We start from the raw sequence: 23,552 nt of genomic DNA on the forward strand, positions 1-23,552 counted from the left end.
TCGGTCATGAAGAGCTGGATCACGGACTGGCAGCGCAGTGAGCGGCTGCCGCACTACACCCGGGCCAACGCGGGGGAGACCCTTCCCGAGCCGGCGAGCCCGCTGGGCTGGACCCTGGTATGGGGGCGCGGTCTGCAGGGCTGGCGTCGCGGTTTCGTCGGGTTCGGCATCTACCGCGAGGAGGAGGTGGCCGGTCCCCGCCCGCCGTTCGTCGGCATGTTCGGCGGCTACTTCTACCTCAACCTGTCGCACATGCGGCTGTTCGGCATCCGTATGGGCCAGACCGCCGACCAGATCGACACGGCCTTCGTCGGCCAGCGCTCCGACACGCCGGTGTACGTGGCGCACCCCGAGGACCAGGACGGCGAGCTGACGGCCAAGGCCGGCGGCACGCTGCAGCGGATGCTCGGCCAGACCTCCTTCCCGGAGGCCGACGCCGACCGGGAGCGGCTGCGCCGGATCCGCCGTGAGCGGCCCGACCTGACGCGGTTGTCGGACGCCGAGCTGGTGGCGCACGCCCGCTCGCTGCTCGACGAGGTGGAGACGACGTTCCAGCGGCATGTCGAGTCGTCGCTGCCCGCGTCCGTCGGACCGGCGATCCTCGGCCCGCTGTGCGCGAGCGTGGACCGTTCCGGCGACCTGCTCGACCTCATCGGCGGGCTGGGTGACGTCGACTCGGCCTCGCCCTCGACCGGGTTGTGGACGCTGTCCCGCCAGGTGGCCGCCTCCGCGGAACTCACCGCGCTCTTCGGCGAGGGCACGGCCGCGGTGGAGCGGGCGCTCGACGGGGCGACCGGGGACGTGAAGGCGTTCCGTGACGCGTTCGAGGAGTTCCTGGCCGAGTCCGGGGACCGCGGTCCCAACGAGTGGGACATCCACGCACTGTCCTGGGAAGCGGCGCCGGTTCAGGTACTGGCCCTGGTCGACCGGATCCGGCACAGCGCGGACGACGACTCCCCGGCCGTCCGCCACCAGCGGCTGACCGGGCGGCGTGAGCAGACGGCGCAGGAGATCCGGGCCGTACTGCCCGAGGACGTACAGCCGATGTTCGACGCCGGCATGCACGCCGCGCAGGTGTGGATCCCGGCCCGCGAACGCACCAAGGCGAACTGTGTGACCGTCGTCAACGAGATCCGGATGGCGGTACGAGAGCTCGGCCGCCGCGGCGTCGAGGCGGGACGCATCGCGAAGCCCGAGGACGTGATGATGCTGCTGGACACCGAGCTGGACGACTACGTCGCCGACCCGGAGCCCTTCGGCACCGTCATCGCGCAGCGGCTGGAGGAGTACGCCGGCCTGCACGAGCTGGAACCGCCGTTCTTCGTCGCGGCGGACGCGCAGACCGAGATCGACACCTGGCCGCGGCGCACCGAGGAACGCACCGAGGCCGCGGTCGAGGGCGATGTGCTCAGCGGCGTCGGCGGCAGCCACGGCACCTACACCGGCAGGGTGCGGGTGGTCACCGACCCGGCCTCCTGCGAGGCGTTGGAGCCGGGCGAGGTACTGGTGGCGCCGATCACCGACGCGGCCTGGACCCCGTTGTTCCTCGTCGCCGGAGCCGCCGTCGTGGACGTCGGGGCGCTCAACAGCCACGCCGTCGTGGTCTGCCGCGAGCTCGGTATTCCGGCCGTGATCTCCGTCGAGGGCGGTACGCGGCGGTTGCGGGACGGCATGGTGATCACGATCGACGGCGACAAGGGAACGGTCACCGTGGACAGCGTCCCGGCGGCGCTCGTCATCTGAACCGCCGCGGGCCCGTCGCTTCCCCTGACAGGGGCGACGGGCCCGCGTGCATGACCCGTGGAAAGGACCACCGTGTCAGAGGAAGTCATCGTCGCCGGCTGGATGGACTACGAGGCCGGCGACCGCGACACGATGCTGGGGCATCTGGTCGAACTGGGGCACCGGACCCTCGAAGAAGAGCCCGGTTGTCTCGACTACGCCATGACCGCGGACCCGAGCGACGAGCGGCGGATCCGCGTGTACGAGCGCTGGGCCTCCCAGCGTGCCCTCGACGACCACTTCACCACCCCGCACATCAAGGATTTCCGGGCGGCCGTGGCCGGGCTGACCCGCGTAGGCGTCTCCTTGCAGGTCCACGTGGTCGAGGCATCCCGCTCCATGCGCTGACGGCGAACCCCCTGCGGTTTACGCGGAATCGCCCAGCCGGACCAGCATCTTGCCGAAGTTGCCACCGTCCAGCAGGGACAGCAGCGCCCCGGGAGCGTTCTCCAGGCCGTCAACAACCGTCTCGCGCGCGATGATCCGGCCCGAACGGAGCCAACCCGCGACCCGTTCCTCGAACTCCGGCCGCAGGTCCTCGTGGTCGCGGACGATGAAACCGCGCAGGGTCAGCCGCTTGAGCACCGCCTGGATCAACTGGTTGATGTCAGCCGACCGTTGGCTGGTGTCGGCGGGCCGTCGGCTGGTGTCGGAGGACCGGCGCTCCCCGCCGAACTGCGACATCATGCCGCACAGGGCGACCCGGCCACCGGTCCGCAACGCGTGCAGGGCGGCGACCAGTTGCTCCCCGCCCACGTTGTCGAAGTAGACGTCGACGCCGTCGGGCGCCATCCGGGCCAGCGCTTCGCGCACCGGCTCGGCGCGGTAGTCCGCGGCGGCGTCGTAGCCGAACTCCTTCACCAGCAGGGCGCACTTGTCCGCCCCGCCGGCGGTCCCCACGACCCGCTCCGCGCCCAGCAGCCGGGCGAACTGCCCGGCGGCACTGCCCACGGCCCCGGCCGCCGCCGACACGAAGACGGTGTCGCCGGGCCGCAGCGCGGCGATCCGGGCCAGCCCGACGTACGCGGTGAAGCCGGTCTGCCCGAGCAGCCCCAACCAGGTGGGCAGCGGCGCGAGTTCGGGGTCGATACGACCGGCGCCATCGGTGTCGGCGGCGTCGAGAACAGCACGCTCCCGCCAGCCCAGCTGGTGGCGCACATACGCACCCGCCGGCACGGAGGCGCAGCGGCTCTCCTCCACGACGCCCAGCGCCCGGCCGTCCAGCGGCGATCCGGGCGTGAAGTTGTGCGTGTAGTGCTTCTCGGTGCTCTCCAGCCGCCCGCGCATGGACGGGTCGACGCTCATATACAGGTTGCGGACGAGCAGTTGTCCCTCGCCGAGGGACGGCAGCGGGCGCTCCTCGACGGCGAAGTCACCGGGGACCGGTTCTCCGTCGGGTCGGCGCAAGAGACAGACCACCCGGGTCGTACGGGGCGTCACGGGGTCACTCCTCCGGCTGCTCGGCGACGCGCCGCCGGGCGAGGCGGCCCACCCAGCCGGCCATCTGGAGGTCGGCATGGCGCAGCTCGCCCGACTGCCAACGGGCCTGGAAGTCAAAGATGCCCCGTGTTCCGGACTTCGGGTCGGTCACCTCGACCAGACCATCCTCGGTCAGCCGGTACACATGCCCGGTCAGCGGATGGATCACTTGCTTGGACATGGGGCTCACTCCTGCACTCGGCGGCGTACGCCGCGCTTGGTCACGGTCACCGGGCCCTCGACCCGGAGCCGGCAGGCGAGCCGGGTCAGGCCGTCCACGGGTCTGCGCAGGGCTTCGATGCCCTCGCGTTCCAGCGGGTCCACGGGTGAACAGTTCTCGGTGCCCTCCTCGACCGCCACGAAGCACGTACGGCAGGTGCCCTTGCCGCCGCAGACGGTGGGCCAGCGGTATCCGAGCCGCTGGGCCGCGCTGAACAGGTCTTCCCCGTCGAGCACTTCGAGTTCGACGCCGGAGGGCCGGACCGCCACGCGGTGGGTCACGTGTTCATCCACCGGTCGAGCGTCTGGTTGAAGTGACGGATGCGGCTCTCCTGGTAGTTGGCCAGGGTGATTCCCGGCTTGCGCATCGCCTTCAGCCCCTGCTGGACGTAGGGGAGGTTCTCGCAGTCCTGGTCGAAGACGGGCCCGAGGACACCGAGTTCGGGGATGTCCGCGAAGAGCATGTCCTCCGGCACCCAGCGGATCTTGGCCGGGGGCGGCATCTCACCTGGCTTCTTCGGGGCCGACATGAAGATGATCTCGGCGGTGCAGGAGTCGGGGTCGAGACCGTTGGGTTTGAACCGGTAGATGATGTTGGACTTGGCGCCGCCCCAGGGGTTGAAGTTGGGGAACAGCAAGTAGTTGATGGCGTCCAGCAGTTCGGTGTCGGCGGTCTGGGAGAAGTCCTGGGTCGAGGTGGCCGCCAGTTGTGCGCGCATCCGCTCGGCGAGGACCTGGCGGGCGGTGCCGCCGGCCGGGATCGCCGGCATTTCGTCCCCCTCCTGCATCACCAGGTCACGGCCCTGGGCCGCCGCGTAGAACGCACGCGAGTCGTAGAACGTCTCCAGTACGTCCTCCTCCGTTACGGAGTCCGCCACGTGGGGGCTGGGGGCACCCTGGATGTTGATCATGCGGTTCCAGTTGGGCTGGTCCGCCATGACGTCGTACTGGGAGTTGGCGTCCGCCAGCCACGGCAGCATCTGCGGGTGGGTGGCGATCACATGGAAGGACTCGATGAACGCGTCCTGGGCCACCTTCCAGTTGCAGGGCAGCACCTTGGCGATGTGCAGCGACTTGTAGCGGTCCTCCAGCGGCCAGATGTAGTACTCGTCGAAGGTGCCGCGATAGCTCTCGAAGGACTCCGCATACGGGTCCATGTTGATGAAGACGAAGCCGCGCCAGGTGGCCACCTGGGCCTCGGGGAGTGCGAACTTCTCCGGGGTGACATGCGGGAAGTCCCAGGCGCAGGGCGGAGTCTGCATGGTTCCGTCGAGGTTCCAGGCGAAACCGTGGAACGAGCAGCGGAACTCGCCGACATTGCCGCCGCTGGTGCGCAGCTTGCGGCCGCGGTGCAGACACACGTTGACGTACGCGCGGATCTCGTCGGGGGCCGTGCGTACGACGATCAGCGAGTCGTCGCCGATCTCGTAGACCTCGTGGTCGCCGACCTCCGGGATCTCGCTCTCCAGGCAGGCGAACTGCCACACGCGCCGCCACACCTGCCGCATCTCGCGCTCCGCCCATTCGCGGGAGACGAAGCGCGCGGAGTCGATGTCCTCGCTGCCGATGTAGTCGTTCCTGTCGTGCCTCAGGGAGGCGGGAACGGGGCGGCTGTCCTGGTCGAGGTAGTCCTGGACGCTGGGCCCGGGGCACCGCGCGGTGACCGACTCCGACGTTTCGTCCATCATCTCTCCTCTGGCAGAAACTTTAGAGTGAGTGTAGTTAGCAGGAGCGGCCGGGAGCAACACTCGCGACGCTGTCCGGATCTCGCATCGGCCGAGGTTGTCGAGGAAAAGTCCCGTACTGGCTTGAATTTGTGGTGACGAACCTCTCCCCAAGGCCGCCGGGGCGTGTCACACTCCGACGCACTTGAGGCTGTAGTGCCTCATAAGTTTCTTGGCCTGAGCGGAGTTGCGCCGCTTTGGCCGCAGTGCCGCCCGGTCACCCCGGCGGCCCGCGCCGTACCCCACGACGGCGGTTCACGCAGCCTTCTCGACCCTTTATGCGTGGGAGTACTCAACGATGAGTTCCAGACCCCGTCGCGCGGTCCGCCGCGCCCTCACCGCGATCGTCCCCGTCACCGCTCTGCTGACGCTCTCCGCGTGCGGCGGCGGTGCCACTCCGGCCGCCGAATCGAAGCCGGAGGCGGCGTCCGACTCCCCCGGCCTGGCCGCAGCCTCGAAGGCCATGGAGCAGTACACCCAGCGCCCGGCCAAGATCCCCGTCACCGAGCCGGTGGGCAAGGAGATCCCCAAGGGCAAGAAGATCGATTTCATCCTGTGCGGCGTCCAGTCCTGCAAGGACCTGGCCGACTACTTCACCGCCGGAGCGAAGGAGCTCGGCTGGGAGGTCAAGCAGATTGCCACCCAGGGCACTCCGGAGTCCGTGCAGGCCGCCTACGAACAGGCGGTGCGTGACAAGCCGGACGCCGTCGTCGCCTCCGGGTTCCCGCGCGCGGTGTACGCCAAGCAGCTGGCGCAACTGAAGAAGGCCGGCATCCCTGTCTTCCAGTCGAACGCCGACGACGTGGTGGGCGACGGCATTTCCCTGCTGAAGAACGGGCCGGCGGACGTAGACGTCCAGGGCACGATGATCGCCTCGTGGGTCGTGTCGAACAGCGGCGCGAAGGCCGACACCGTCTACTTCGACCTGCCCGCGTACACGATCCTCAAGCCCGTCAGGGACGGGTTCGAGACCAAGTACCGCGAGTGGTGCGAGGGCTGCGGGCTGGACACCGTCGACGTGCCGATCACCGCGATCGGCAAGGACATGCCGGACCGGGTGGTGTCGTACCTCCGCTCGCACCCGAAGGTGACCCACGTCGTCTTCTCACTGGGCCTGCTCAACGTCGGCGTCCCGGCCGCAATGAAGACCGCCGGAATCAACGGCAAGCGCATCATCGTCAACGTCGGCGACGCACAGAGCTACCAGTACATCGAGGGCGGTCTCACCGACGCCGCCATGGCCCTGAACCAGTACGAGACCGCCTGGATCCAGGTCGACGCGCTGGCCCGCCACTTCACCGGCCAGTCCATGAAGGTGGATCAGAACGCGGATCTGCCCAACATGCTGGTCACCAAGGAGAACCTCCCGTCCGCCGACGGCGACTTCCCGCTAGTCGAGGACTACAAGGAGCAGTTCAAGGCGCTCTGGGGCCTGAGTTGACCGGCACGGCCCGCCGCCGGCTCCGTGCCGGCGGCGGCGCCATCCACGGATGGAGGAGCGGTGCACGCTGACACGTCGGCGCAGACGTCGCACGGGCGGCACGCCGGGACGGCGGAGGTGGACCGCCCGGTACTACGGGTGGAGGGGCTGTCGAAGCGATTCGGCGGAACCCAGGCGCTGAAGGACGTGGACCTCGAGATCGCCCACGGCGAGATCCACGCGCTGATCGGGCCCAACGGTTCCGGCAAGTCCACCCTCATCAAGATCCTCGCCGGATATCACCACGCCGAGCCCGGAGCGGTCGCCGAACTCGACGGCGAGCCGTTCGACCTGGGTCATGTCACCGGTTCGCGGCACGACCGGCTCCGCTTCGTCCACCAGGAACTGGGACTGGTGGAGGAGCTGAGCGCCACGGACAATCTCGCGCTCAGCCGCGGCTTCGCCCGTACGGCGTTCGGCAACATCCGCTGGCCGGAGATGGAACGGCGGACGACCGCACTGGTCGAGCGATTCGGCCTCGGCATCGACGTACGCCGGCCGCTGGCCACGGCCACACCCGTTCAGCGCGCGGTGGTGGCCATCGCCGCCGCGCTGCAGGGCTGGGAGGGCCGGCGCGGCGTGCTGGTGCTCGACGAGCCGACCGCCGTGCTGCCGCCGGGCGAGGTGACCCGCCTCTTCCAGATCGTGCGGGAGATCCGCGACGCGGGTGCCGGCGTGCTGTACGTCTCGCACCGCATGGACGAGATCTTCGCGCTCGCCGACCGGGTCACCGTGATCCGTGGCGGACGCCGGATCGCCACCCGCCGGGTCGCTGAGCTCACTCCCCGGTCACTGGCGGAGCTGATGGCAGGTCAGGAGGTGGAGACTGCCCACCGGCCGCAGCCGCCCTCCGGGGCTGTCGGCGGGGTCGGCGAGACGGGCGAGGCCGCGCTGGAGGTCAGAGATCTATGGGTCGGCCCGCTGCGCGGCGTCGGCTTCGACCTGGCCAGGGGCGAGCGGCTGGGCATCACGGGCCTGGTCGGCTCCGGCCACGAGGCAGTGCCGTACGCGGTGTGCGGGGCCTGGACCGGACCGGTGCGCGGCCGGGTGCGGATACCGGAACGCTCCCCACGGTGGGTCGACGCGCGGGACGCCGGCGGACTCGGCATCCCTTTGGTGCCCGCCGACCGGGCGACCGAGGGGGTGGTCGGCGACTTCTCGGTCGCGGAGAACCTGACCCTCCCCCTGCTCGACCGGCTCCGCGCCCGCTTGGGCCGACTGCACCGGGGTCGGGAGGGCGCCCTCGTCGAGGAGTGGATCCGGCGCGTGGAAGTGCGTACGGCCGGACGCGGGGCCCCGATCACCACGCTCAGCGGCGGCAACCAGCAGAAGGTCGTCATGGCCCGCTGCCTGGCCCAGCGGCCGCCGGTGCTGGTGCTGTGCGAACCGACGGCGGGCGTCGACGTCGCGACCCGGCAGCAGCTGTACGAGCTGATCGAACGTCAGGCGGGCGACGGCATGGGGGTGATCGTGTCCTCGTCCGACACGGAGGACCTGCTCACGCTGTGCACCCGCGTCCTGGTGGTACGGGACGGCCGGATCGTGCGGGAGATCAGCGGCCGGGACATCACCGAGCCCGCGCTCGTCCACGCCATGGAAGGAACCGAGTGAGAAGGAACCGAGTGACATGACATCCACCCCGACCCGGACGGCGGAACACCGGCCGGTCACCGACCCGGACGCCCCCGCGGTGTTCACCGCGGGGACGCCCGTCGCGCTGGGCCGGCGGGCGGCGGCCGCCCTGTCGTTCCGGAACATCGGCGCCGTCTACGTGTGGCTGCTCATCGCCGTGATCTTCTCCGTGTGGGCGCCGGAGACATTCCCGACCGCCACCACGGTCAAGCAGGTACTGAACGGCAACGCCGTGGCCGGTCTGGTGGCGCTCAGCGTCGTCGCTCCGCTGGCCGCACGCGTCTTCGACCTCTCCGTCGCCTTCACCATGTCGCTGACCAGCGTGCTGACCGCCCATTTCCTGGTCAACGCGGGCCTCGGCCCCGGCACCGCGATCACCCTGGCGATGACGGCCGCCCTGCTGGTCGGGGTGATCAACGGAATCGTGGTGGTGGTGCTGCGGGTCGACTCGTTCATCGCCACGCTCGCCACCGGTGCGCTGATCCAGTCCCTGATCACCATGGTGACCAACGACAGCTCGATCACCGGCCTCCAACTGCTGGCCAAGCCGTTCTCGAGCATCGCCCAGCTGGACGCCGGCGGCATCACGCTGCCCGTGCTGTATCTGCTCCTCGCCGCGATGGCCATCTGGTTCATGCTGGAACACACCGCCACCGGCCGCCGGCTGTACGCGACCGGCTTCAACGAGAACGCGGCACGTCTGCAAGGAGTACGCACCGGCCGACTGCGCTTCATGACCCTGGTGACGTCCGCGCTGCTCTCCGGTTTCGCCGGGGTCGTGTTCGCGTCCTCCGTCGGATCCGGATCGCCGACCGCCGGCACGCCGTACCTGCTGTCGGCCTACGCGGCGGCCTTCGTCGGAGCGACCCAGCTGCGTGCGGGGCGCTTCAACGCCTGGGGCACAGTGATCGCCGTACTCCTGCTCGGCACCGGAATCACCGGGCTCGGCCTCGCCACCAGCGCGCAGTGGGCCACGAGCCTGTTCACCGGCTCGGTCCTCATCGTCGCGCTGGTCCTCACGGGTGGGCGGATCGCGCTACCGGCGGTTCTGCGCCGCCGGAAGTCGCCGCCCGCCGAGCATGCAACCGCCCCTGACAAGGAGATCGGATGATGAAAGCGGTTCAGTACCGGACGGCGGGTGCCGGGCCCGAGGTGGTCGAGGTTCCGGTGCCCGAACCGGGCCCGGGCCAGGTGCTGCTGAAGGTGACGGCCGCCGGGCTGTGCCACTCCGACCTGGCCGTTATGAGCTGGCCCGAGGAACAGTTCCCCTACCCGCTGCCGATGACGCTCGGCCATGAGGGCGTCGGTACCGTCGCGGCTCTGGGCAGCGGTGTCACCGAGGTCGCGGAGGGCGACGAGGTGGCGGTGTACGGACCGTGGGGCTGCGGCCGCTGCCGTACCTGCGCCGAGGGCAGGGAGAACTACTGCCCTCATGCCGCCGGGCTCGGCATCATGCCGCCCGGTCTGGGCTCTCCCGGTGCTCTCGCCGAGTACATGGTGGTGGACTCGCCCCGCCACCTGGTGCCGTTGGGCGGACTGGACCCGGTGCAGGCGGCACCGCTCACCGACGCCGGGCTGACGCCGTATCACGCGATCAGGCAGGTGCTGCCGAAGCTGGTGCCCGGCAGTACGGCGGTGGTGATCGGTGTCGGTGGGCTGGGGCATCTCGCCGTGCAGCTGCTGCGCGCGCTGACGTCGGCCCGGGTGGTCGCTCTCGATGTGAGCAAGGAGAAGCTGGAGTTGGCGCGCGCGGTGGGTGCCCACGCGACGCTGCTCTCCGATGGTGAGGCGGCGACACGGGTACGGGAGCTGACCGGCGGCACCGGGGCGGAGGTCGTGCTGGACTTCGTGGGGGCCGAGGCGACCTTGGCGGTGGCCGCCGCGTCGGTGGCGGTGGCGGGTGATGTGACCGTCGTCGGCATCGGGGGCGGGACTCTGGCGGTCGGCTTCGGTGGGGGGTTGCCGTTCGGGGTGTCCGCGTCGGCGCCCTACTGGGGGAGCCGGGTGGAGCTCATCGACGTTGTCGGGCTTGCGCGGGAGGGGCTGGTTTCCTCCCATGTGGAGACGTTCTCGATCGAGGATGCTCCGTCGGCGTACGAGCGCCTGCATGCCGGAGAAATCAACGGGCGTGCGGTGGTGCTGCCGCACGGGTGAAGCGGGGCGGCCGTGGGGTGGGTTTTCGCCCCCGCCGCCCCTACCCGTCCCGTTCTTCTGGGGCTCCGCCCCAGACCCCACCAGGGGGTGCTGCCCCCTGGACTCCCGGTCCTCAAACGCCGGACGGGCTGAAAATCAGCCCGTCCGGCGTTTGAGGACGAGGCTGTTCAGGCCGATAAGGGCGGGGGCGAAAAATCCCCCGGGCGGCGTCCCAGGTTCGCTCAGCCGCCCACCGGACTACTGACACCCACGACCCTCTCGACACACCGTCCCAGCACTGTCAGGAACTCCGTCGTCTCCCAGGGGCCCCGGTCCACGCGCCCGGTGTCGTCCACACCGAGGTCCTGCACGTCGTAGCGCCCCCGGCAGTGCCCGAGCGTGAAGCAGCACACCTCACCGAGACCGTGCCGCTTCAGATACAGCACAGGCCGGGGCGCGTCGTCGAGCGCCGCCGTGTCGCCCTCGGCGAAACCGCGGCACGGCCCCGTGTAGTCGGCGTGCAGCAGCACATCCAGCTCCCCGTGCAGCTCACAGACGTACAGCTCGTCGGTGACCGTGAACGGCTGGATCCCGGCGACCAGCGGATGGCCGGGACGGGTGACCTGGACCTCGTACGGCTCGATCGGCGGGTGGGCAACAAACTGGCTGCCGAGTACCTCGGCGAGCTCCCCGAGGAGCCGCGGAGTGGTGAACACCCGCGGCCCGCCGGGAGCCGGCGCCTCGATCACCGCATTGGTGCCGTGCAGGGCGAGCCAGCGCCCGCCCCGCTCGACGAACCGGGCCAGCGCGGCCCGCTGGGCCGGGCGGGGCCGTACGTCGCAGGTGTAGGTGACCAGCAGGTCGGCCTTCTTCAGCGCGTCGACACAGTCGTAGTCCTGGTGGACGGTGGTCCGCACCCGCGGGTGATCACCGAGCAGTTCCAGCAGCCGCAGCCGCGCATAGTCGAAGTCGTGCCATTTGCCGCCGCAGACCAGTACGGCGTCCAGGCGGCCGGCCGGGCCCGCCACGGCTCAGTACTGGACGCGGGTCAGCAGCCCGCCGTCCACCACGAGGTTGACTCCGACGCAGAAGGAGCCGGTCCGCCCGAGCAGGAAGGCCACCGCCGCGGCCACGTCCTCGGCAGTGCCGTAGCGGCCGATGGGCAGCTTGGCGAGCACCTCCTCGTAAACCTCCGGACGGCTGGTGCGGATGGTCTCCCAGGCGCCGCCGGGGAAGTCGATCGGTCCGGGGGAGACCGTGTTGACGCGGATGCCCTTCGGAGCGAGGGAGTGCGCCAGAGCCGAAGCGTGCTGGACGACCGCGGCCTTCATGGCGGAGTACGAGTTGGCTCCGGCCGGGCGGGCGGTGTCGGAGGCGTTGGTGGTGCCGATGGCGACGACGGCGGCCCGGTCGGAGGCCTCCAGGTAGGGCATGGCCGCCTCGACGAGTCCGGCGAACGGGACCAGGTCACCGCGCAGGCTGGCCTCCCACGACTCGGGTCCCTTGACGTTGCCCGCCGACACGTTGGACACCAGCAGGTCCAGGCCGCCGAGTTCGCCGGCCGCCCGCTCCACGAAGCCCGCGAGCGCGGCCGGGTCGGTGACGTCGACCGGCTCGGCGAACACCGTCGCTCCCTCGCCGCGCAACTCGGCGGCGGCCTTGGCCAGCGCCTCCTCGCCCCGGGCGCACAGGGCCAGCGCGCACCCCTCGGCGGCCAGGGTTCCCGCGATCGCCCGCCCGATACCCCGGCTCGCACCGGTCACCAGTGCCTTCGCACCTGTCAGTCCAAGATCCATGGATGTCACTCCTTTGTGATGACGAGATGGCGTGATGGCCGTAGCGGCCGGTGTGTCAGTTGCCGGGGAGCTGTGAGAACGGCACCCGGTCCACCCGCGGTTCCGGCGGCAGTTTCAGTACGCGCTCGCCGATGAGGTTGCGCTGGATCTGGTCGGTGCCACCGGCCAGCCGGTAGCCGGGGGCGCCGAGCAGGTGCTGGGTCCAGGCGAACGTGCCCGGTTCCCCGGTGTCGGCGCTGATCCGGGCGCCCATCAGCTCGGCGGCGACCTGCCCGGTGCGGCTCAGCAGGTCGGAGGCCATGAGTTTGGTCAGGGATGCTTCCGGGCCCGGCCGGTCACCGGCGGCACTCGCCCTGGCGACGCGGTCCACGGTGGCGGCTCGGAGCGCGGTACGCACGTACAGGTCGGCGAGCTGCTGGCGAACCAGCGGATCTCCCGTGCGCTCGAGCGAGCGCGCGAGGGCGAGCACGTCCGGGAAAGTGCCGCCCTTGCGCCGGTTGCCGCTGCCGGAGGCGGTCCGTTCGAAGGCGAGGGTGGTACTGGCGACCTCCCAGCCCTGCCCCGGACGCCCGATCCGCAGCCGGTCCGGAACGCGTACGCCGCTGAGGAAGACCTCGTTGAACGAGGCACCGCCGCTCATCTGGCGGATGGGGCGCACCTCCACGCCGGACGTGTCCATCGGGACCAGGAACGCGGTGATGCCTGCCTGCTTCACGACGTCCGGATCGGTGCGGGCGAGCAGCAGCCCGAAGTCGGCGAACTGGGCTCCCGAGGTCCACACCTTCTGACCGTCGATCACCCAGTCCTCGCCCTCCCGCCGGGCGCGGGTGCGCAGCGCGGCGAGGTCGGATCCGGCACCGGGCTCGCTGAAGAGCTGGCAGGCCAGCAGGTCCGTACGCAGGAACGCCCGTGCGTATTCGTCGCGTTGCTCGGCCGTCCCGAACAGGGAGACCGACATCGCGACCAGGCGCACGGTGACGCTGATCAGCTCGGTGGAGGGCGGCACCTCGAAGGCCGACTCCTCCTGGGCGAAGGCCGCCACGTGGGCGGCGGTCAGCCCCGCGCCGCCCTTGTCCCCGGGGAGGGTCAGGGCCTGGTACCCGGCGTCGAAGCGGGCGCGCTGGTAGACGCGGCAGCGTTCCAGCAGCAGGCGTTCCTCGTCCTCGGGGAGGTTGTGGAAGACGGCGAGGTCACCGGTGGCCTCGGTTTCCCGGGCCGGTTCGAGCACCGTGGTCAGCCACTGCCGGACCTGTGTGCGCCATGCGTCCAGATCGGGCTGGGACATGGCTCCTCCTCAAGAGCAGTTACCAGATGGCGGGTTCAGTAACGGGGAGAGTAGATACAGCCCCTTGCCCGCCGGAGCCATGGGCGGATGCTTCCGGCTCGGGTCAGAGTGTTCCGTACTTTCTTGATAAACGCTACAGTCTCGGCATTGACTCTCCCACGCACCGGGAGGGGCCCGAGGAGCCGCCGGAGGAGCCATGTCTCTGCTACCACTCGACCGTCGTGCCCAGGAGACACCCCACGAGCCCGCTCTCGTCGACGATCAGGGCGTGCTGACCTGGTCGGAGCTCGCCGACCAGGTCGCGCGGGCGGCGGCACGGCTGCTGGAAATCGCGCCCGGCCCCGACGACCGGGTCGCCGTCCTCGGCGACAACGCGATCCCCACCCTGGTGGCCCATCTGGCCGGCCTGCGCGCCGGAGTGGGAACCGTCGCCACCTCCCGGCAGCTGATGGTGGGCGAACTCGTCGACCAGATCATCGACGCGGGCGCCACCGGGATCATCTCCGGACCCGCCGGTGCGGTCGCCGCCCTGGAGGCGGCCCGCGAACTCGGTCTGCCGCTCGTGATGCACGGAACCCCGGCCATCGGGCACGCCTTCGAGTGGGACCTGTGGCTGGCAGCGGCGCCCGCTGGGCAGAACCTGCCCACAGGCCGGGCCGCCCGGCCGCCCCTCGTCTACACATCCGGAACCACCGGCCGGGCACGCGGCACCGAGGTGCGCTGGGTAGGCGGTCCGGTCGCCGACAGCTCCGCATACCTGGCCGCGATGGCGGCCCGGCCCGGATTCCCGCCGGGACCGCACCTCGTGTGCGGCCCGCTGCAGCACAACGCGCCACTGACGTCCCTGCGGCACCTGGTGGCCGGTCAGCAGGTGGTCGTACTCGGCGGATATGACGCGGAGGCGTTCCTGCGCCGTGTCGAGGAGTGGCGGGTCACCTCCACGGTCATGGTTCCCACCCACTTCCAACGGCTGCTCGCCCTGCCGGAAGAGGTGCGCAGCCGGTACGACGTCTCCAGCCTCCTCCAGGTCTCCCACACCGGATCTGCCTGCCCGCCGGACGTGAAGCGGACCATGATCGAGTGGTTCGGGCCGGTGCTGACCGAGTCGTACGGAGCCAGCGAGGCGGGCACCGTGGCACGCATCAGCAGCACCGAGTGGCTGGCGCATCCCGGTTCGGTCGGGCGAGCCCAGCCCCCGTATGAGGTGCTGGTGACCGACGACGACGGCCATCCGCTGCCGCCCGGCGAGCTCGGACTACTTGCGTTCCAGGCACCGGAGGGCAGGGGGGTGCGCTACCACGCGGACCCGGACAAGACCAAGGCCGCCTATGTCGCGCCGGGCGTCTTCACGCTCGGCGACATCGGCTACGTCGACGCGAGTGGCTACATCTTCATCACCGACCGGGCCGCCGACGTCGTGGTCTCCGGCGGGGTCAATCTGTACCCGGCCGAGAGCGAGGCGGTACTGCGCCGCCACCCCGCGGTCGCCGAGATCGCGGTCATCGGTGTGCCCCACCCGGACTTCGGCGAGTCGCTGCGCGCCCTGGTTGTGACCGCCGGGGACGAGCCGTCGGCCGAGGAGCTGGACCGGTTCTGCCGCGACCAGCTGGCTGCCTACAAGTGCCCCAGGTCGTACGAGTTCGTACCTCAACTCCTGCGCAACGCGATGGGAAAGCTCGACAAACGCGCGATGCGCCGCCCCTACTGGCGCTCCGAGCGCACCATCGCCGGCTGAGCAACGACAAGCATCTGCGCCCGCCCCACGTACGTACGAAGGATCCCCATGACTGAACTCCTGCTCATCCGGCACGGCCTCCCCGTGGCGGGCGTCTACGACCCGGGCCTTTCGCCGGAGGGCACCGCCCAGGCCGAACGCCTCGCCGCCTGGCTCGTGCACGAGGACGTCGACGCCCTCTACACCAGCCCCTTCCAGCGGGCCCGCGAAACGGTGGCCCCGCTGGAGCGGATCACCGGCATGACCGCCGCCGTCCTCGACGACCTGCGCGAGTGGGACACCGACGTCTCGCACCCCTACACGCCGCCGGAGCAGATCAACGCCGACGACCCCCGTTCGGTGGCGCTCTCCGAGGGACGGTACGAGGACTTCGTGCCCGACCTGGACTGGGACGCCTTCCGGGAGCGGGCGGCGCGGGCCATGGACACCATCCTGGACGCCCACCCCGGCGGGCGGGTCGCGGTCGTGTGCCACGGCGGCATCACCAACACCTACCTGGCGACGGTGCTCGGCCTGACCCGCATGTTCTGGTTCCACCCCGGCTACACCTCGGTCAGCCGGGTGCGACGACTGCCGGGCGGACGCATCGTTCTGCACTCGGTGAACGAGACGGCCCACATGGTCGCCGAGCGCGCCGTCGACGCCGTCGCCTGACCTGTCCGCATCACACCTGGAGGTCCCGGCCGTGCCCGGATCCGTCATAGTCGCCGGCGCCAGAACACCCATCGGCAAGCTGATGGGCGCCCTGAGCCCCCTGTCCGCCGCCGACCTCGGCGCACACGCCATCAGCGCGGCCCTGGCCGCCATACACCTGGACCCGGCCGCGGTGGAAGCCGTCGTCATGGGCCATGTCGTCCAGGCCGGGGCCGGTCCCAATCCGGCACGGCAGGCCGCCGTCAGCGCGGGCATTCCGTTCGCCGTCCCGGCGAGCACCGTCAACAAGCTCTGCCTGTCCGGTCTGCACGCCATCGCCCTGGCCGACCTCATGATCGCCTCCGGCCGCCACGAGGTGGTCGTCGCGGGCGGGATGGAGTCCATGTCGGGGGCCCCGCACCTGCTGCGCGGATCCCGTACCGGCTGGAAGTACGGCCCGGCCGCGGTCGAGGACGCCCTCGACCGGGATGCCCTCGTCTGCGCCTTCGACGGGGTCTCCATGGGTGCGGCCACCGAGCGGTACCAGCAGCCGTTCGGCTTCACCCGTGAGGAGCAGGACGAGTACAGCGCACGATCGCACCAACTCGCCCTGCGCGCCCGGGAGTCCGGCACGTTGGCCGAGGAGATCGCCCCGGTCACGGTGGCCGGGCGCCGGGGCGAGGAGACGGTGGTGGCGGCCGACGAGGGGATAAGGCCGGGGAGCACCGCGGAGAGCCTGGGGCGCCTGCGACCCGCGTTCTCCGCCGGGGGCACCGTCACCGCGGGCAACTCCTCACAGCTCTCCGACGGCGCCGCGGCCGTCGTCGTGATGAGCGCCGAACGCGCCCGCCGGGAGGGCCTGACCCCGCTCGCGGAGATCGGCGCCTACGGCACCGTCGCGGGCCCCGACCCCTCCCTGCTCGTCCAGCCGGCCGGCGCGATCCGCGACGCCCTGTCCCGGGACGGCCGGCTCAAGACCGCCGACCTGGACCTGTTCGAGATCAACGAGGCGTTCGCCGGTGTGGCCCTGGCCTCCGTACGGGAGCTGGACATCCCGCTGGAGCAGGTGAACGTCAACGGCGGCGCGATCGCCCTGGGACACCCGGTCGGCATGACCGGGACCCGTCTGGTGCTGACCCTCGCGACAGAACTCGGGCGGCGCGGAGGCGGTACCGGAGCGGCGGCCCTGTGCGGGGGCGGCGGCCAGGGCGACGCGCTGCTGCTGCACGTACCACCGCGAGCCTGACCCCGCACCTCCCACCCGCGTCCATCCCCACATCCGTACGAGACCAGGTTGACCCACCATGACCGAGCAGCTGCCCCTGGACGAGGAGACCCTCGTCGTGGCGACCCGTACCCACGTCGCCGACGGCGTCGTCTCCCTCACCCTGCGCCGCCCGGACGGCGGGCCGCTCCCGTCCTGGACACCGGGAGCGCACATCGATCTGCTCCTGGACGGCGGCCTGATCCGCCAGTACTCGCTGTGCGGGGACCCGGCCGAACCGGACGCGTGGCGCATCGCCGTGCTGCGTGAGCCGAAGGGCCGCGGCGGCTCCGCGTACGTCCACGACCACCTGCCGGAAGGCACCGCCGTGCGCGTCCGCGGGCCGCGGAACAACTTCCCGCTGCGGCCGGCCCCACGCCATCTGTTCATCGCCGGCGGCGTCGGCATCACACCGATCCTGCCGATGGTCGAGGCCGCCGAGGCTGCCGGAGCCGACTGGCGTCTGCTCTACGGCGGCCGCACCCGCACCTCCATGGCTTTCCTGGACCGACTCACGCCCAGCGGGGACCGTGTGCTCGTCCGGCCACAGGACGAGTACGGCCTGCTGGACCTCGGGGCCTTCCTCGGCTCACCCGAGGAGGGCACCCTGGTGCACGCCTGCGGCCCCGAACCCCTGCTGCGTGCGGCGCAGGAGCAGTGCGCCGACTGGCCGGCCGGCACCTTGGGCGTCGAGCGGTTCGCCCCGGTGCAGGCAGCCGAAGCCCGCCCCGCCGCGGCCTTCGAGGTGGTGCTCGCCCGCGCCGGGCTCACGCTCACCGTGCCGCCCGACCGCTCGGTGCTCGAGTCCCTGGAGGCGGCAGGCGTCGACGTGGACTTCTCCTGCCGCGAAGGGACCTGCGGCACCTGCGAGACCGACGTACTCGACGGCACGCCCGACCACCGGGACTCCCTGCTCGATGAGGACGAGCGGGCCGCCGGCGACATCATGCTCATCTGCGTCTCGCGCTCATGCGGGCCTCGCCTCGTCCTCGACCTGTGACCGGCCCGACACGGCACCGCCTGCTCACTCGGTACTGCGGGACCGCGACTGTGCGCTGACTGTCCGGATTCCGCCCGAAGTGCGAGGCTGGGGGGCACGAGAGGTATCCGCCGAGGGGACTCGGGAGGGCCACGATGGGACGTGACGTGCCGGCCCTGGTGTTCACGCGGGAAGACCGCCGTCGGTACCGGGACAAGATGCACACCTGCCTCGATGTGCTGGCGCAGATGTTGCGCGAGTCGGCTTTCGAGAGCGAGCGCCCCCAGGTCGGGCTGGAGATCGAGCTCAATCTGGTGGATGCCGACGGGCTGCCGGTGATGCGGAACACCGACGTTCTCCAGGCGATCGCCGACCCCGCCTGGGCGAGCGAGCTGGGCCGCTTCAACCTGGAGATCAACATCCCGCCCCGGCAGCTGACCGCCGGCGGCCCCGGCGACTGGGAGCAGGAGATCCGTGACGCGCTCAACCACGCCGAGGAACGCGCCTCGGCCGTGGGCGCACATCTGATCATGATCGGCATTCTGCCGACCCTGGGCGAGACGGACGTGGGCGAGGCCGCCCTGTCCGGTGATCCCCGGTACCGGCTGCTCAACGAGCAGATCTTCGCGGCACGGGGTGAGGACCTGCGGATCAGGGTGGACGGCGTGGAACGCCTGTCGATGTACGCCGACGCCATCACCCCCGAGGCCGCCTGCACCAGCACCCAGTTCCACCTGCAGGTCGATCCGAAGGAGTTCGCGGCCTACTGGAACGCGGCCCAGGCCATCGCGGGCGTGCAGACCGCCCTGGCGGCGAACTCGCCGTTCCTGTTCGGCAGGGAGCTGTGGCGCGAGACGCGCATCCCCCTGTTCGAGCAGGCCACCGACACCCGCCCCGAGGAGATCAAGGCCCAGGGCGTAAGACCCCGGGTGTGGTTCGGAGAGCGGTGGATCACCAGCGTCTTCGACCTCTTCGAGGAGAACGTGCGTTACTACCCGGCGCTGCTGCCCCTGTGCGACGACGAGGACCCGCAGCAGGCGCTCGACCACGGCAGCGTTCCGCAACTGGGGGAACTGACGCTGCACAACGGCACGATCTATCGGTGGAACCGCCCCGTCTACGCCGTCACCGACGGCCGGCCACATCTGCGCATCGAGAACCGTGTCCTGCCCGCCGGCCCCACCGTTGCCGACATCATCGCCAACGGCGCCTTCTACTACGGCCTGACCCGTGCCCTGGTCGACGAGGACCGGCCGGTGTGGACGCGGATGTCCTTCGCGGTCGCCGAGGAGAATCTGCACACCGCGGCCCGCGACGGCATCGACGCCCGCCTCTACTGGCCCGGCGCGGGCGAAGTACCCGTCACGGAACTGGTGTTGCGGCGCCTGCTGCCCCTGGCCCACCGGGGCCTCGAACTGACCGGCATGGACGCGGCGTGGCGCGAACCCCTGCTGGGGATCATCGAGCAGCGCTGCGTCACCGCCCGCAACGGCGCCCTGTGGCAGGCAGAGATGGTCCACCACCTCGAGAAGGCCGACACCTCCGACCGATCGGAGGCGCTCAGGCGGATGACCACGACGTACATGGACTACATGCACATGAACGCGCCCGCGCACACGTGGCCCGTGGACTGACGCCCGCCGGCTTCACCAGGCGGCGTTTCCTCTCCACTCCTCGGCAGCCGTCAGCGGAACGGGAACGGGCGGCTCTGCCGACGTCGTCAGCTCGATCCGTCGCCCCTCGGCCGACGAGCGCAGGAGGGCACTCATCGTCTCCAGCACGTGCAGGGCGAGATCGCCGTTCGCGCGAGGCGCCCGCCGCCCGTCGGCGGCGATGAAGTCGAGCAGTCCGACGCCCCGTGCGCCGCCGACATAGCCCGCCGACGTCTCAAGCGTGCGCCACCGCGTGTCGCCGAGTTCGCAGAGCCGCACCTCGCCGTCGAAACCGTTCGGATCCGGAACCGTGAGGGTCCCCGTCTCGCCGTGGACCTCGATCGGCGCGGCCGTGGTGGCCACGCCGTCGAAGCTCGTGGTGATCGTCGTCAGGGTCCCGCCCACGTGCTCGAGCACACCGGAGACATGACTGTCCACCTCGACCGGTATCCGCTCGCCCGCGCGCGGGCCGGAACCGATGACGCGCTCGGCGCGGAGCCGGCCGGCCGCCCCGACCACGGCACGCACCGGACCCAGCAGGTGGACGAGCGAGGCCAGGTAGTACGGGCCCATGTCCAGCAGGGGGCCGCCCCCGGCGGTGTAGTAGAAGTCGGGGTGGGGGTGCCAGCGTTCGTGTCCCGGGGTGACCATGACGGCCGAGGCGAACAGAGGGCGTCCGATGCTTCCCGCCGCCACGGCCGCCCGTGCCGTCTGGATTCCGGTGCCCAGGACGGTGTCCGGAGCGCACCCCACACCGACGCCCGCCTTCGCGGCGGCCTTCATGACGGCGTGGGCGGCGGGGAGGGTCGCGGCCAGCGGCTTCTCTCCGTAGACGTTCTTGCCGTGGTCGATGGCGCCGAGGGCGATCTGGGCATGGGCCGCGGGAACGGTGAGGTTCAGCACCGTGTCCACGTCCGGGCTGCTCAGCAACTCCTCGACGGTCGGCGCCTCGACGCCGGGCAGTTCGGCGGCGACCGCGGCCGACCGGGAGGCGTCGAGGTCGGCGACCGCGGTGACGCGTACGGCGGGATGGCCGATGAGCGTGTCCAGGTACGCGCGGGAGATGACCCCGAGACCTACGACGCCTATGCGGTGCGCGTCGCCCACAGCATGCCCCTTTCGATGATGGTGCGGACGTTGGGGTTCTCGAGCACGTCGAGGCTGTGCCCCGGTGTCGTCACCACGATGCGCCCGGCGCCCCACCGGCGGGTCCAGACCGCAGGCGAGCAGGACGGCCGGTGCCAGGGCTGCCACGGCCGGGTGGGATGGGTGGTGGTGGCCAGGACATCGATCAGGTCGTCGTGGAGCACCCAGTACTGCTCGGTGTGCAGTTCAAAGTCCTCGATGCCCGCGGTGATGGGGTGATCGCGGCCGGGCTCGGTGATGTTGATGGTGTGCGGCAGGTAGTTGTCCTCCGCGTCACCCCGCCGCTCGCACGGCTCCTTGCCCGGGTGGGTCGCGAACTGGCCTCCCACCAGGTGGAGATAGTCGGAGGAGGCGCGGAACGAGTCGGCGATGCCGCCGTGCCAGCCGGTGAAGCCGGTGCCCGCCACGACCGCCGCACTCAGCCCCGCGAGCTGCTCGGGGGCGATCTCCGACATCGTGATGCACTGCAGAACGAGATCGGTGTTGGCCATCTCAGCGGTGTCGGCGTAGACGTCGGTCGACTCCTCGACCCGGACCGTGTATCCGTTGCTCTGGAGGAAGGGCAGAAACAGCTTCGTGGCCTCGATCGGTTGATGCCCCTCCCAACCGCCTCTGACCACCAGCGCTTTCTTCGGCGTCATCTTGTCCCTTCATGGGGCCCGTAGAACAGCGCCATCACTATGCGTCAGCCGCCCGCGCCCCCGAAAGGGGCGCCGGACATCGCGAAAGTTTCGCAAACCGGACGGGCTGGACGGGCCGGGAGGGTCCAAGCCCGATCACGCAGAGCGAGTGACCGCTCTGCGTCCTGTACCGACCCGCACGGTGCAGTGGGCACCTGCCGCTTCCGCCGCACTTTGCCCTGGCACATCGCTCGTTGCGCGAACAGATGTCCGCCCACACTCGGTCGTCCGCGTCCTTCCCGTCCAGTACACGCCGCCCAACCCCTGCTGACGGAGGCTCCCAGAGGGGGGATCAGCTGCTAGCGGCTAACGGCGCAGCAGCAGGCGCGGCGCGCGTACGAGGGCCGCAGCCGCGAGGCCGATGACAGCGCCGGCACTCGGGACGGTCGTGGACGTCGTCATGCGGAGTCCACTCCTTCGGCGGCCGGGGACGCTCCTTGAGGGGCTTGGCCACCATGTTGGAGACCAGCTGCGCCACGGCCATGCTCGTCAGTCCCGCCACCGCGGCCTTGCGGCCACACCGGCCCCCGGCGACGGACATCAGCACGGCCGCGCCCACCATAGCCTTGCGTGCTCGGCTGTCTCCCCGACCGCGGGCAGCACCCGGCGCACGACCTGCGAGTTCCACGACGCCATGCGGGCGGTCAGGCGCCGGTCGCCCTCTTCAAGCCCTGCCAGCACTCTCATGACTTCAGCTTCCCGGCCGGTGCGGCTGCCACCGCGAGCACACGCCGCAGTTCATTCAAGGCGGCGGCGGTCGTCCTCGTCCCACTTTCTGGTGTCGCGGGGGTGGACGTACGGCTCCTTGTGCGGTGGGTGCCCGCCGGCGACGGCGCGCTGGCGTGAGGTCTCGGCGTCGAACTCCAGGCCGAGCAGGATGGCGAGGTTGGTGATCCACAGCCATACCAGGAAGATGATCACACCGGCGAAGGTGCCGTAGGTCTTGTTGTAGGAGGCGAAGTTGGCCACGTAGACCGCGAAGCCCGCAGAGGCGATCATCCAGATCACCAGCGCCAGGAAGCTGCCGGGCGTGATCCATCTGAAGCCGCGCACCTGCGCATTCGGGCTGGCCCAGTACAGGATCGCGATCATGAGGGAGACCAGGAACACCAGCACCGGCCACTTCGCGATCGACCACACCGTGAGGGCCGCGTCCCCGACCCCCAGGACCTTGCCCGCCTGCCGGGCCAGGGAGCCGGTGAAGACCACGATCAGCGCGCTGACCACCGCCAGGATCATCAGCACGACGGTGAGGGCGAGCCGTAGCGGCATCACCTTCCACACGGGGCGGCCCTCGGGCATGTCGTAGACGGCGTTGGAGGTGCGGATGAACGCCGCCACGTAGCCGGATGCCGACCACACCGCCAGGGCCAGGCCGACGATGGCCATGACTGAGCCGATGCCGCCGCGGCCTTCCAGTTGCTGCACCGCGTTGCGGATCACATCGCGGGCAGCGCCCGGGGTCAACTGCTGCACGTTGTCCAGCACTTGCCTCGTCGTCGACTGTCCGGTGATTCCCAGCAGCGAGACGAGCACCAGCAGGGCCGGGAACATCGAAAGGATGCCGTAGTAGGTCAGGGATGCCGCCCGGTCGATGAGCTCGTCGTCCTTGAACTCCTTGAAGGTCCCGCGCAGCACCGCCCACCACGACTTCTTCGGCATCCTGGTCAGAGCCTTGGGTGCTTTGCGCTCCACCTCCGCAGCCGGACCGAACCTTTCCGGCTCGTCCTCGCGGCCGTACGCCTCGGCGCCGCGTCGCTGCTGCTCGCCGTTCTCCGGACCGCGGGCATGGCGAGCATCGTCACGTCTGTGTCGCAGCCTCATGAGCTGACCGCTCCTTACCCGCGAGTACACGGCCGTGCGCCGCACTCAAGTGGCAGCAACTGTGTGCAACAGAACGCGCACCGGCAATAAAAGCAGTTGGTCCGCTGGT

At 70.5% G+C, this 23,552-nt stretch carries 21 protein-coding genes; 11 read left to right on the forward strand and 10 right to left on the reverse strand.

All coding sequences use genetic code 11. The features are described from left to right. Window positions 1-6 precede the first annotated feature (6 nt). Together ACGFNK_RS33940 and ACGFNK_RS33945 are read left to right on the forward strand one after the other, a co-directional pair. Window positions 7-1,743 (forward strand): PEP-utilizing enzyme, encoded by a 1,737-nt coding sequence (locus ACGFNK_RS33940; protein WP_393422085.1) that lies wholly within the window; start codon window positions 7-9, stop codon window positions 1,741-1,743. Between the two features lie 72 nt (window positions 1,744-1,815). After that, window positions 1,816-2,130, forward strand: coding sequence for a putative quinol monooxygenase (locus ACGFNK_RS33945; RefSeq protein ID WP_393422087.1), 315 nt, complete (start codon window positions 1,816-1,818; stop codon window positions 2,128-2,130). Window positions 2,131-2,148: 18 nt separating this feature from the next. On the opposite strand, the gene ACGFNK_RS33950 is transcribed toward ACGFNK_RS33945, so the two are convergent. From ACGFNK_RS33950 to ACGFNK_RS33965, 4 genes are read right to left on the reverse strand one after another with little or no spacing between them, the layout of a single operon-like run. Continuing rightward, window positions 2,149-3,222, reverse strand: coding sequence for an NADP-dependent oxidoreductase (locus tag ACGFNK_RS33950; protein WP_393422089.1), 1,074 nt, complete (start codon window positions 3,220-3,222; stop codon window positions 2,149-2,151). Between the two features lie 4 nt (window positions 3,223-3,226). Next, the gene (locus tag ACGFNK_RS33955; protein ID WP_393422091.1) at window positions 3,227-3,442 is read right to left on the reverse strand and encodes a transposase; all 216 of its coding nucleotides are present in this window, start codon (window positions 3,440-3,442) and stop codon (window positions 3,227-3,229) included. Window positions 3,443-3,447: 5 nt separating this feature from the next. Further along, window positions 3,448-3,774, reverse strand: a complete 327-nt coding sequence (locus tag ACGFNK_RS33960) for a 2Fe-2S iron-sulfur cluster-binding protein (protein ID WP_393422093.1) — start codon at window positions 3,772-3,774, stop codon at window positions 3,448-3,450. Further along, window positions 3,759-5,165, reverse strand: coding sequence for an SRPBCC family protein (locus ACGFNK_RS33965; RefSeq protein WP_393422095.1), 1,407 nt, complete (start codon window positions 5,163-5,165; stop codon window positions 3,759-3,761). The genes ACGFNK_RS33960 and ACGFNK_RS33965 overlap by 16 nt, the downstream gene beginning before the upstream one ends. Before the next feature lie 337 nt (window positions 5,166-5,502). On the opposite strand from ACGFNK_RS33965, the gene ACGFNK_RS33970 reads away from it, so the two are divergent. The 4 genes from ACGFNK_RS33970 to ACGFNK_RS33985 are packed head-to-tail and all read left to right on the forward strand — an operon-like array spanning window position 5,503 to window position 10,470. Beyond that, on the forward strand, window positions 5,503-6,645 hold the full coding sequence (locus ACGFNK_RS33970) for a sugar ABC transporter substrate-binding protein (protein WP_393422097.1): 1,143 nt from the start codon (window positions 5,503-5,505) through the stop codon (window positions 6,643-6,645). A 60-nt stretch (window positions 6,646-6,705) separates the two neighbouring features. Next, the gene (locus ACGFNK_RS33975) at window positions 6,706-8,295 is read left to right on the forward strand and encodes a sugar ABC transporter ATP-binding protein (RefSeq protein ID WP_393422099.1); all 1,590 of its coding nucleotides are present in this window, start codon (window positions 6,706-6,708) and stop codon (window positions 8,293-8,295) included. A gap of 16 nt (window positions 8,296-8,311) precedes the next feature. Then, a complete protein-coding gene (locus ACGFNK_RS33980) occupies window positions 8,312-9,427 on the forward strand; it encodes an ABC transporter permease (RefSeq protein WP_393422101.1) in 1,116 nt (371 codons plus the stop codon). Next, a complete protein-coding gene (locus tag ACGFNK_RS33985; protein WP_393422103.1) occupies window positions 9,427-10,470 on the forward strand; it encodes an NAD(P)-dependent alcohol dehydrogenase in 1,044 nt (347 codons plus the stop codon). Before ACGFNK_RS33980 ends, ACGFNK_RS33985 begins: the two co-directional genes overlap by 1 nt. 221 nt (window positions 10,471-10,691) lie before the next feature. On the opposite strand, the gene ACGFNK_RS33990 is transcribed toward ACGFNK_RS33985, so the two are convergent. The 3 genes from ACGFNK_RS33990 to ACGFNK_RS34000 are packed head-to-tail and all read right to left on the reverse strand — an operon-like array spanning window position 10,692 to window position 13,530. Continuing rightward, the gene (locus ACGFNK_RS33990) at window positions 10,692-11,477 is read right to left on the reverse strand and encodes a ThuA domain-containing protein (protein WP_393422105.1); all 786 of its coding nucleotides are present in this window, start codon (window positions 11,475-11,477) and stop codon (window positions 10,692-10,694) included. Between the two features lie 3 nt (window positions 11,478-11,480). After that, window positions 11,481-12,245, reverse strand: a complete 765-nt coding sequence (locus ACGFNK_RS33995) for an SDR family NAD(P)-dependent oxidoreductase (protein ID WP_189322794.1) — start codon at window positions 12,243-12,245, stop codon at window positions 11,481-11,483. Between the two features lie 55 nt (window positions 12,246-12,300). Next, window positions 12,301-13,530: an acyl-CoA dehydrogenase family protein gene (locus ACGFNK_RS34000; RefSeq protein ID WP_393422107.1), complete on the reverse strand. Its 1,230-nt coding sequence runs from the start codon at window positions 13,528-13,530 to the stop codon at window positions 12,301-12,303. 196 nt (window positions 13,531-13,726) lie between these two features. Between ACGFNK_RS34000 and ACGFNK_RS34005 the strand changes: the two genes are divergently transcribed. The 5 genes from ACGFNK_RS34005 (at window position 13,727) to ACGFNK_RS34025 (ending at window position 19,775) form a co-directional block, all read left to right on the forward strand. Continuing rightward, complete coding sequence (locus ACGFNK_RS34005; RefSeq protein WP_393422109.1) at window positions 13,727-15,265, forward strand: AMP-binding protein; 1,539 nt, start codon at window positions 13,727-13,729, stop codon at window positions 15,263-15,265. A gap of 48 nt (window positions 15,266-15,313) precedes the next feature. Further along, window positions 15,314-15,919, forward strand: a complete 606-nt coding sequence (locus ACGFNK_RS34010) for a histidine phosphatase family protein (RefSeq protein ID WP_393422111.1) — start codon at window positions 15,314-15,316, stop codon at window positions 15,917-15,919. A 31-nt stretch (window positions 15,920-15,950) separates the two neighbouring features. Continuing rightward, window positions 15,951-17,144: an acetyl-CoA C-acyltransferase gene (locus tag ACGFNK_RS34015; RefSeq protein WP_393422113.1), complete on the forward strand. Its 1,194-nt coding sequence runs from the start codon at window positions 15,951-15,953 to the stop codon at window positions 17,142-17,144. A gap of 58 nt (window positions 17,145-17,202) precedes the next feature. Continuing rightward, window positions 17,203-18,162 (forward strand): PDR/VanB family oxidoreductase, encoded by a 960-nt coding sequence (locus ACGFNK_RS34020; protein WP_393422115.1) that lies wholly within the window; start codon window positions 17,203-17,205, stop codon window positions 18,160-18,162. Between the two features lie 134 nt (window positions 18,163-18,296). Continuing rightward, window positions 18,297-19,775, forward strand: a complete 1,479-nt coding sequence (locus tag ACGFNK_RS34025) for a glutamate-cysteine ligase family protein (RefSeq protein ID WP_393422117.1) — start codon at window positions 18,297-18,299, stop codon at window positions 19,773-19,775. Between the two features lie 12 nt (window positions 19,776-19,787). Here ACGFNK_RS34025 and ACGFNK_RS34030 read toward each other — a convergent pair whose 3' ends face one another. From ACGFNK_RS34030 to ACGFNK_RS34040, 3 genes are all read right to left on the reverse strand, one after another. After that, window positions 19,788-20,900, reverse strand: coding sequence for a Gfo/Idh/MocA family protein (locus ACGFNK_RS34030; protein ID WP_393422118.1), 1,113 nt, complete (start codon window positions 20,898-20,900; stop codon window positions 19,788-19,790). Beyond that, complete coding sequence (locus ACGFNK_RS34035; protein ID WP_393422120.1) at window positions 20,879-21,580, reverse strand: ThuA domain-containing protein; 702 nt, start codon at window positions 21,578-21,580, stop codon at window positions 20,879-20,881. Before ACGFNK_RS34035 ends, ACGFNK_RS34030 begins: the two co-directional genes overlap by 22 nt. Before the next feature lie 777 nt (window positions 21,581-22,357). After that, window positions 22,358-23,443 (reverse strand): YihY/virulence factor BrkB family protein, encoded by a 1,086-nt coding sequence (locus tag ACGFNK_RS34040; protein WP_393422122.1) that lies wholly within the window; start codon window positions 23,441-23,443, stop codon window positions 22,358-22,360. Between the last annotated feature and the right edge of the window lie 109 nt (window positions 23,444-23,552).

The sequence above is a fragment of the Streptomyces sp. NPDC048825 genome, from assembly GCF_043198355.1.
Classification (GTDB): Bacteria; Actinomycetota; Actinomycetes; order Streptomycetales; family Streptomycetaceae; genus Streptomyces; species Streptomyces xiangluensis.

Bases quoted from the DNA above. Each gene is read 5' to 3' on its own strand.
- ACGFNK_RS33940 (WP_393422085.1), top strand. From the start codon at position 7: ATGAAGAGCTGGATCACGGACTGGCAGCGCAGTGAGCGGCTGCCGCAC.
- ACGFNK_RS33955 (WP_393422091.1), bottom strand. From the start codon at position 3,442: ATGTCCAAGCAAGTGATCCATCCGCTGACCGGGCATGTGTACCGGCTG.
- ACGFNK_RS33965 (WP_393422095.1), bottom strand. From the start codon at position 5,165: ATGGACGAAACGTCGGAGTCGGTCACCGCGCGGTGCCCCGGGCCCAGC.
- ACGFNK_RS33970 (WP_393422097.1), top strand. From the start codon at position 5,503: ATGAGTTCCAGACCCCGTCGCGCGGTCCGCCGCGCCCTCACCGCGATC.
- ACGFNK_RS33980 (WP_393422101.1), top strand. From the start codon at position 8,312: ATGACATCCACCCCGACCCGGACGGCGGAACACCGGCCGGTCACCGAC.
- ACGFNK_RS33985 (WP_393422103.1), top strand. From the start codon at position 9,427: ATGAAAGCGGTTCAGTACCGGACGGCGGGTGCCGGGCCCGAGGTGGTC.
- ACGFNK_RS33995 (WP_189322794.1), bottom strand. From the start codon at position 12,245: ATGGATCTTGGACTGACAGGTGCGAAGGCACTGGTGACCGGTGCGAGC.
- ACGFNK_RS34000 (WP_393422107.1), bottom strand. From the start codon at position 13,530: ATGTCCCAGCCCGATCTGGACGCATGGCGCACACAGGTCCGGCAGTGG.
- ACGFNK_RS34005 (WP_393422109.1), top strand. From the start codon at position 13,727: ATGTCTCTGCTACCACTCGACCGTCGTGCCCAGGAGACACCCCACGAG.
- ACGFNK_RS34010 (WP_393422111.1), top strand. From the start codon at position 15,314: ATGACTGAACTCCTGCTCATCCGGCACGGCCTCCCCGTGGCGGGCGTC.
- ACGFNK_RS34020 (WP_393422115.1), top strand. From the start codon at position 17,203: ATGACCGAGCAGCTGCCCCTGGACGAGGAGACCCTCGTCGTGGCGACC.
- ACGFNK_RS34025 (WP_393422117.1), top strand. From the start codon at position 18,297: ATGGGACGTGACGTGCCGGCCCTGGTGTTCACGCGGGAAGACCGCCGT.
- ACGFNK_RS34035 (WP_393422120.1), bottom strand. From the start codon at position 21,580: ATGACGCCGAAGAAAGCGCTGGTGGTCAGAGGCGGTTGGGAGGGGCAT.
- ACGFNK_RS34040 (WP_393422122.1), bottom strand. From the start codon at position 23,443: ATGAGGCTGCGACACAGACGTGACGATGCTCGCCATGCCCGCGGTCCG.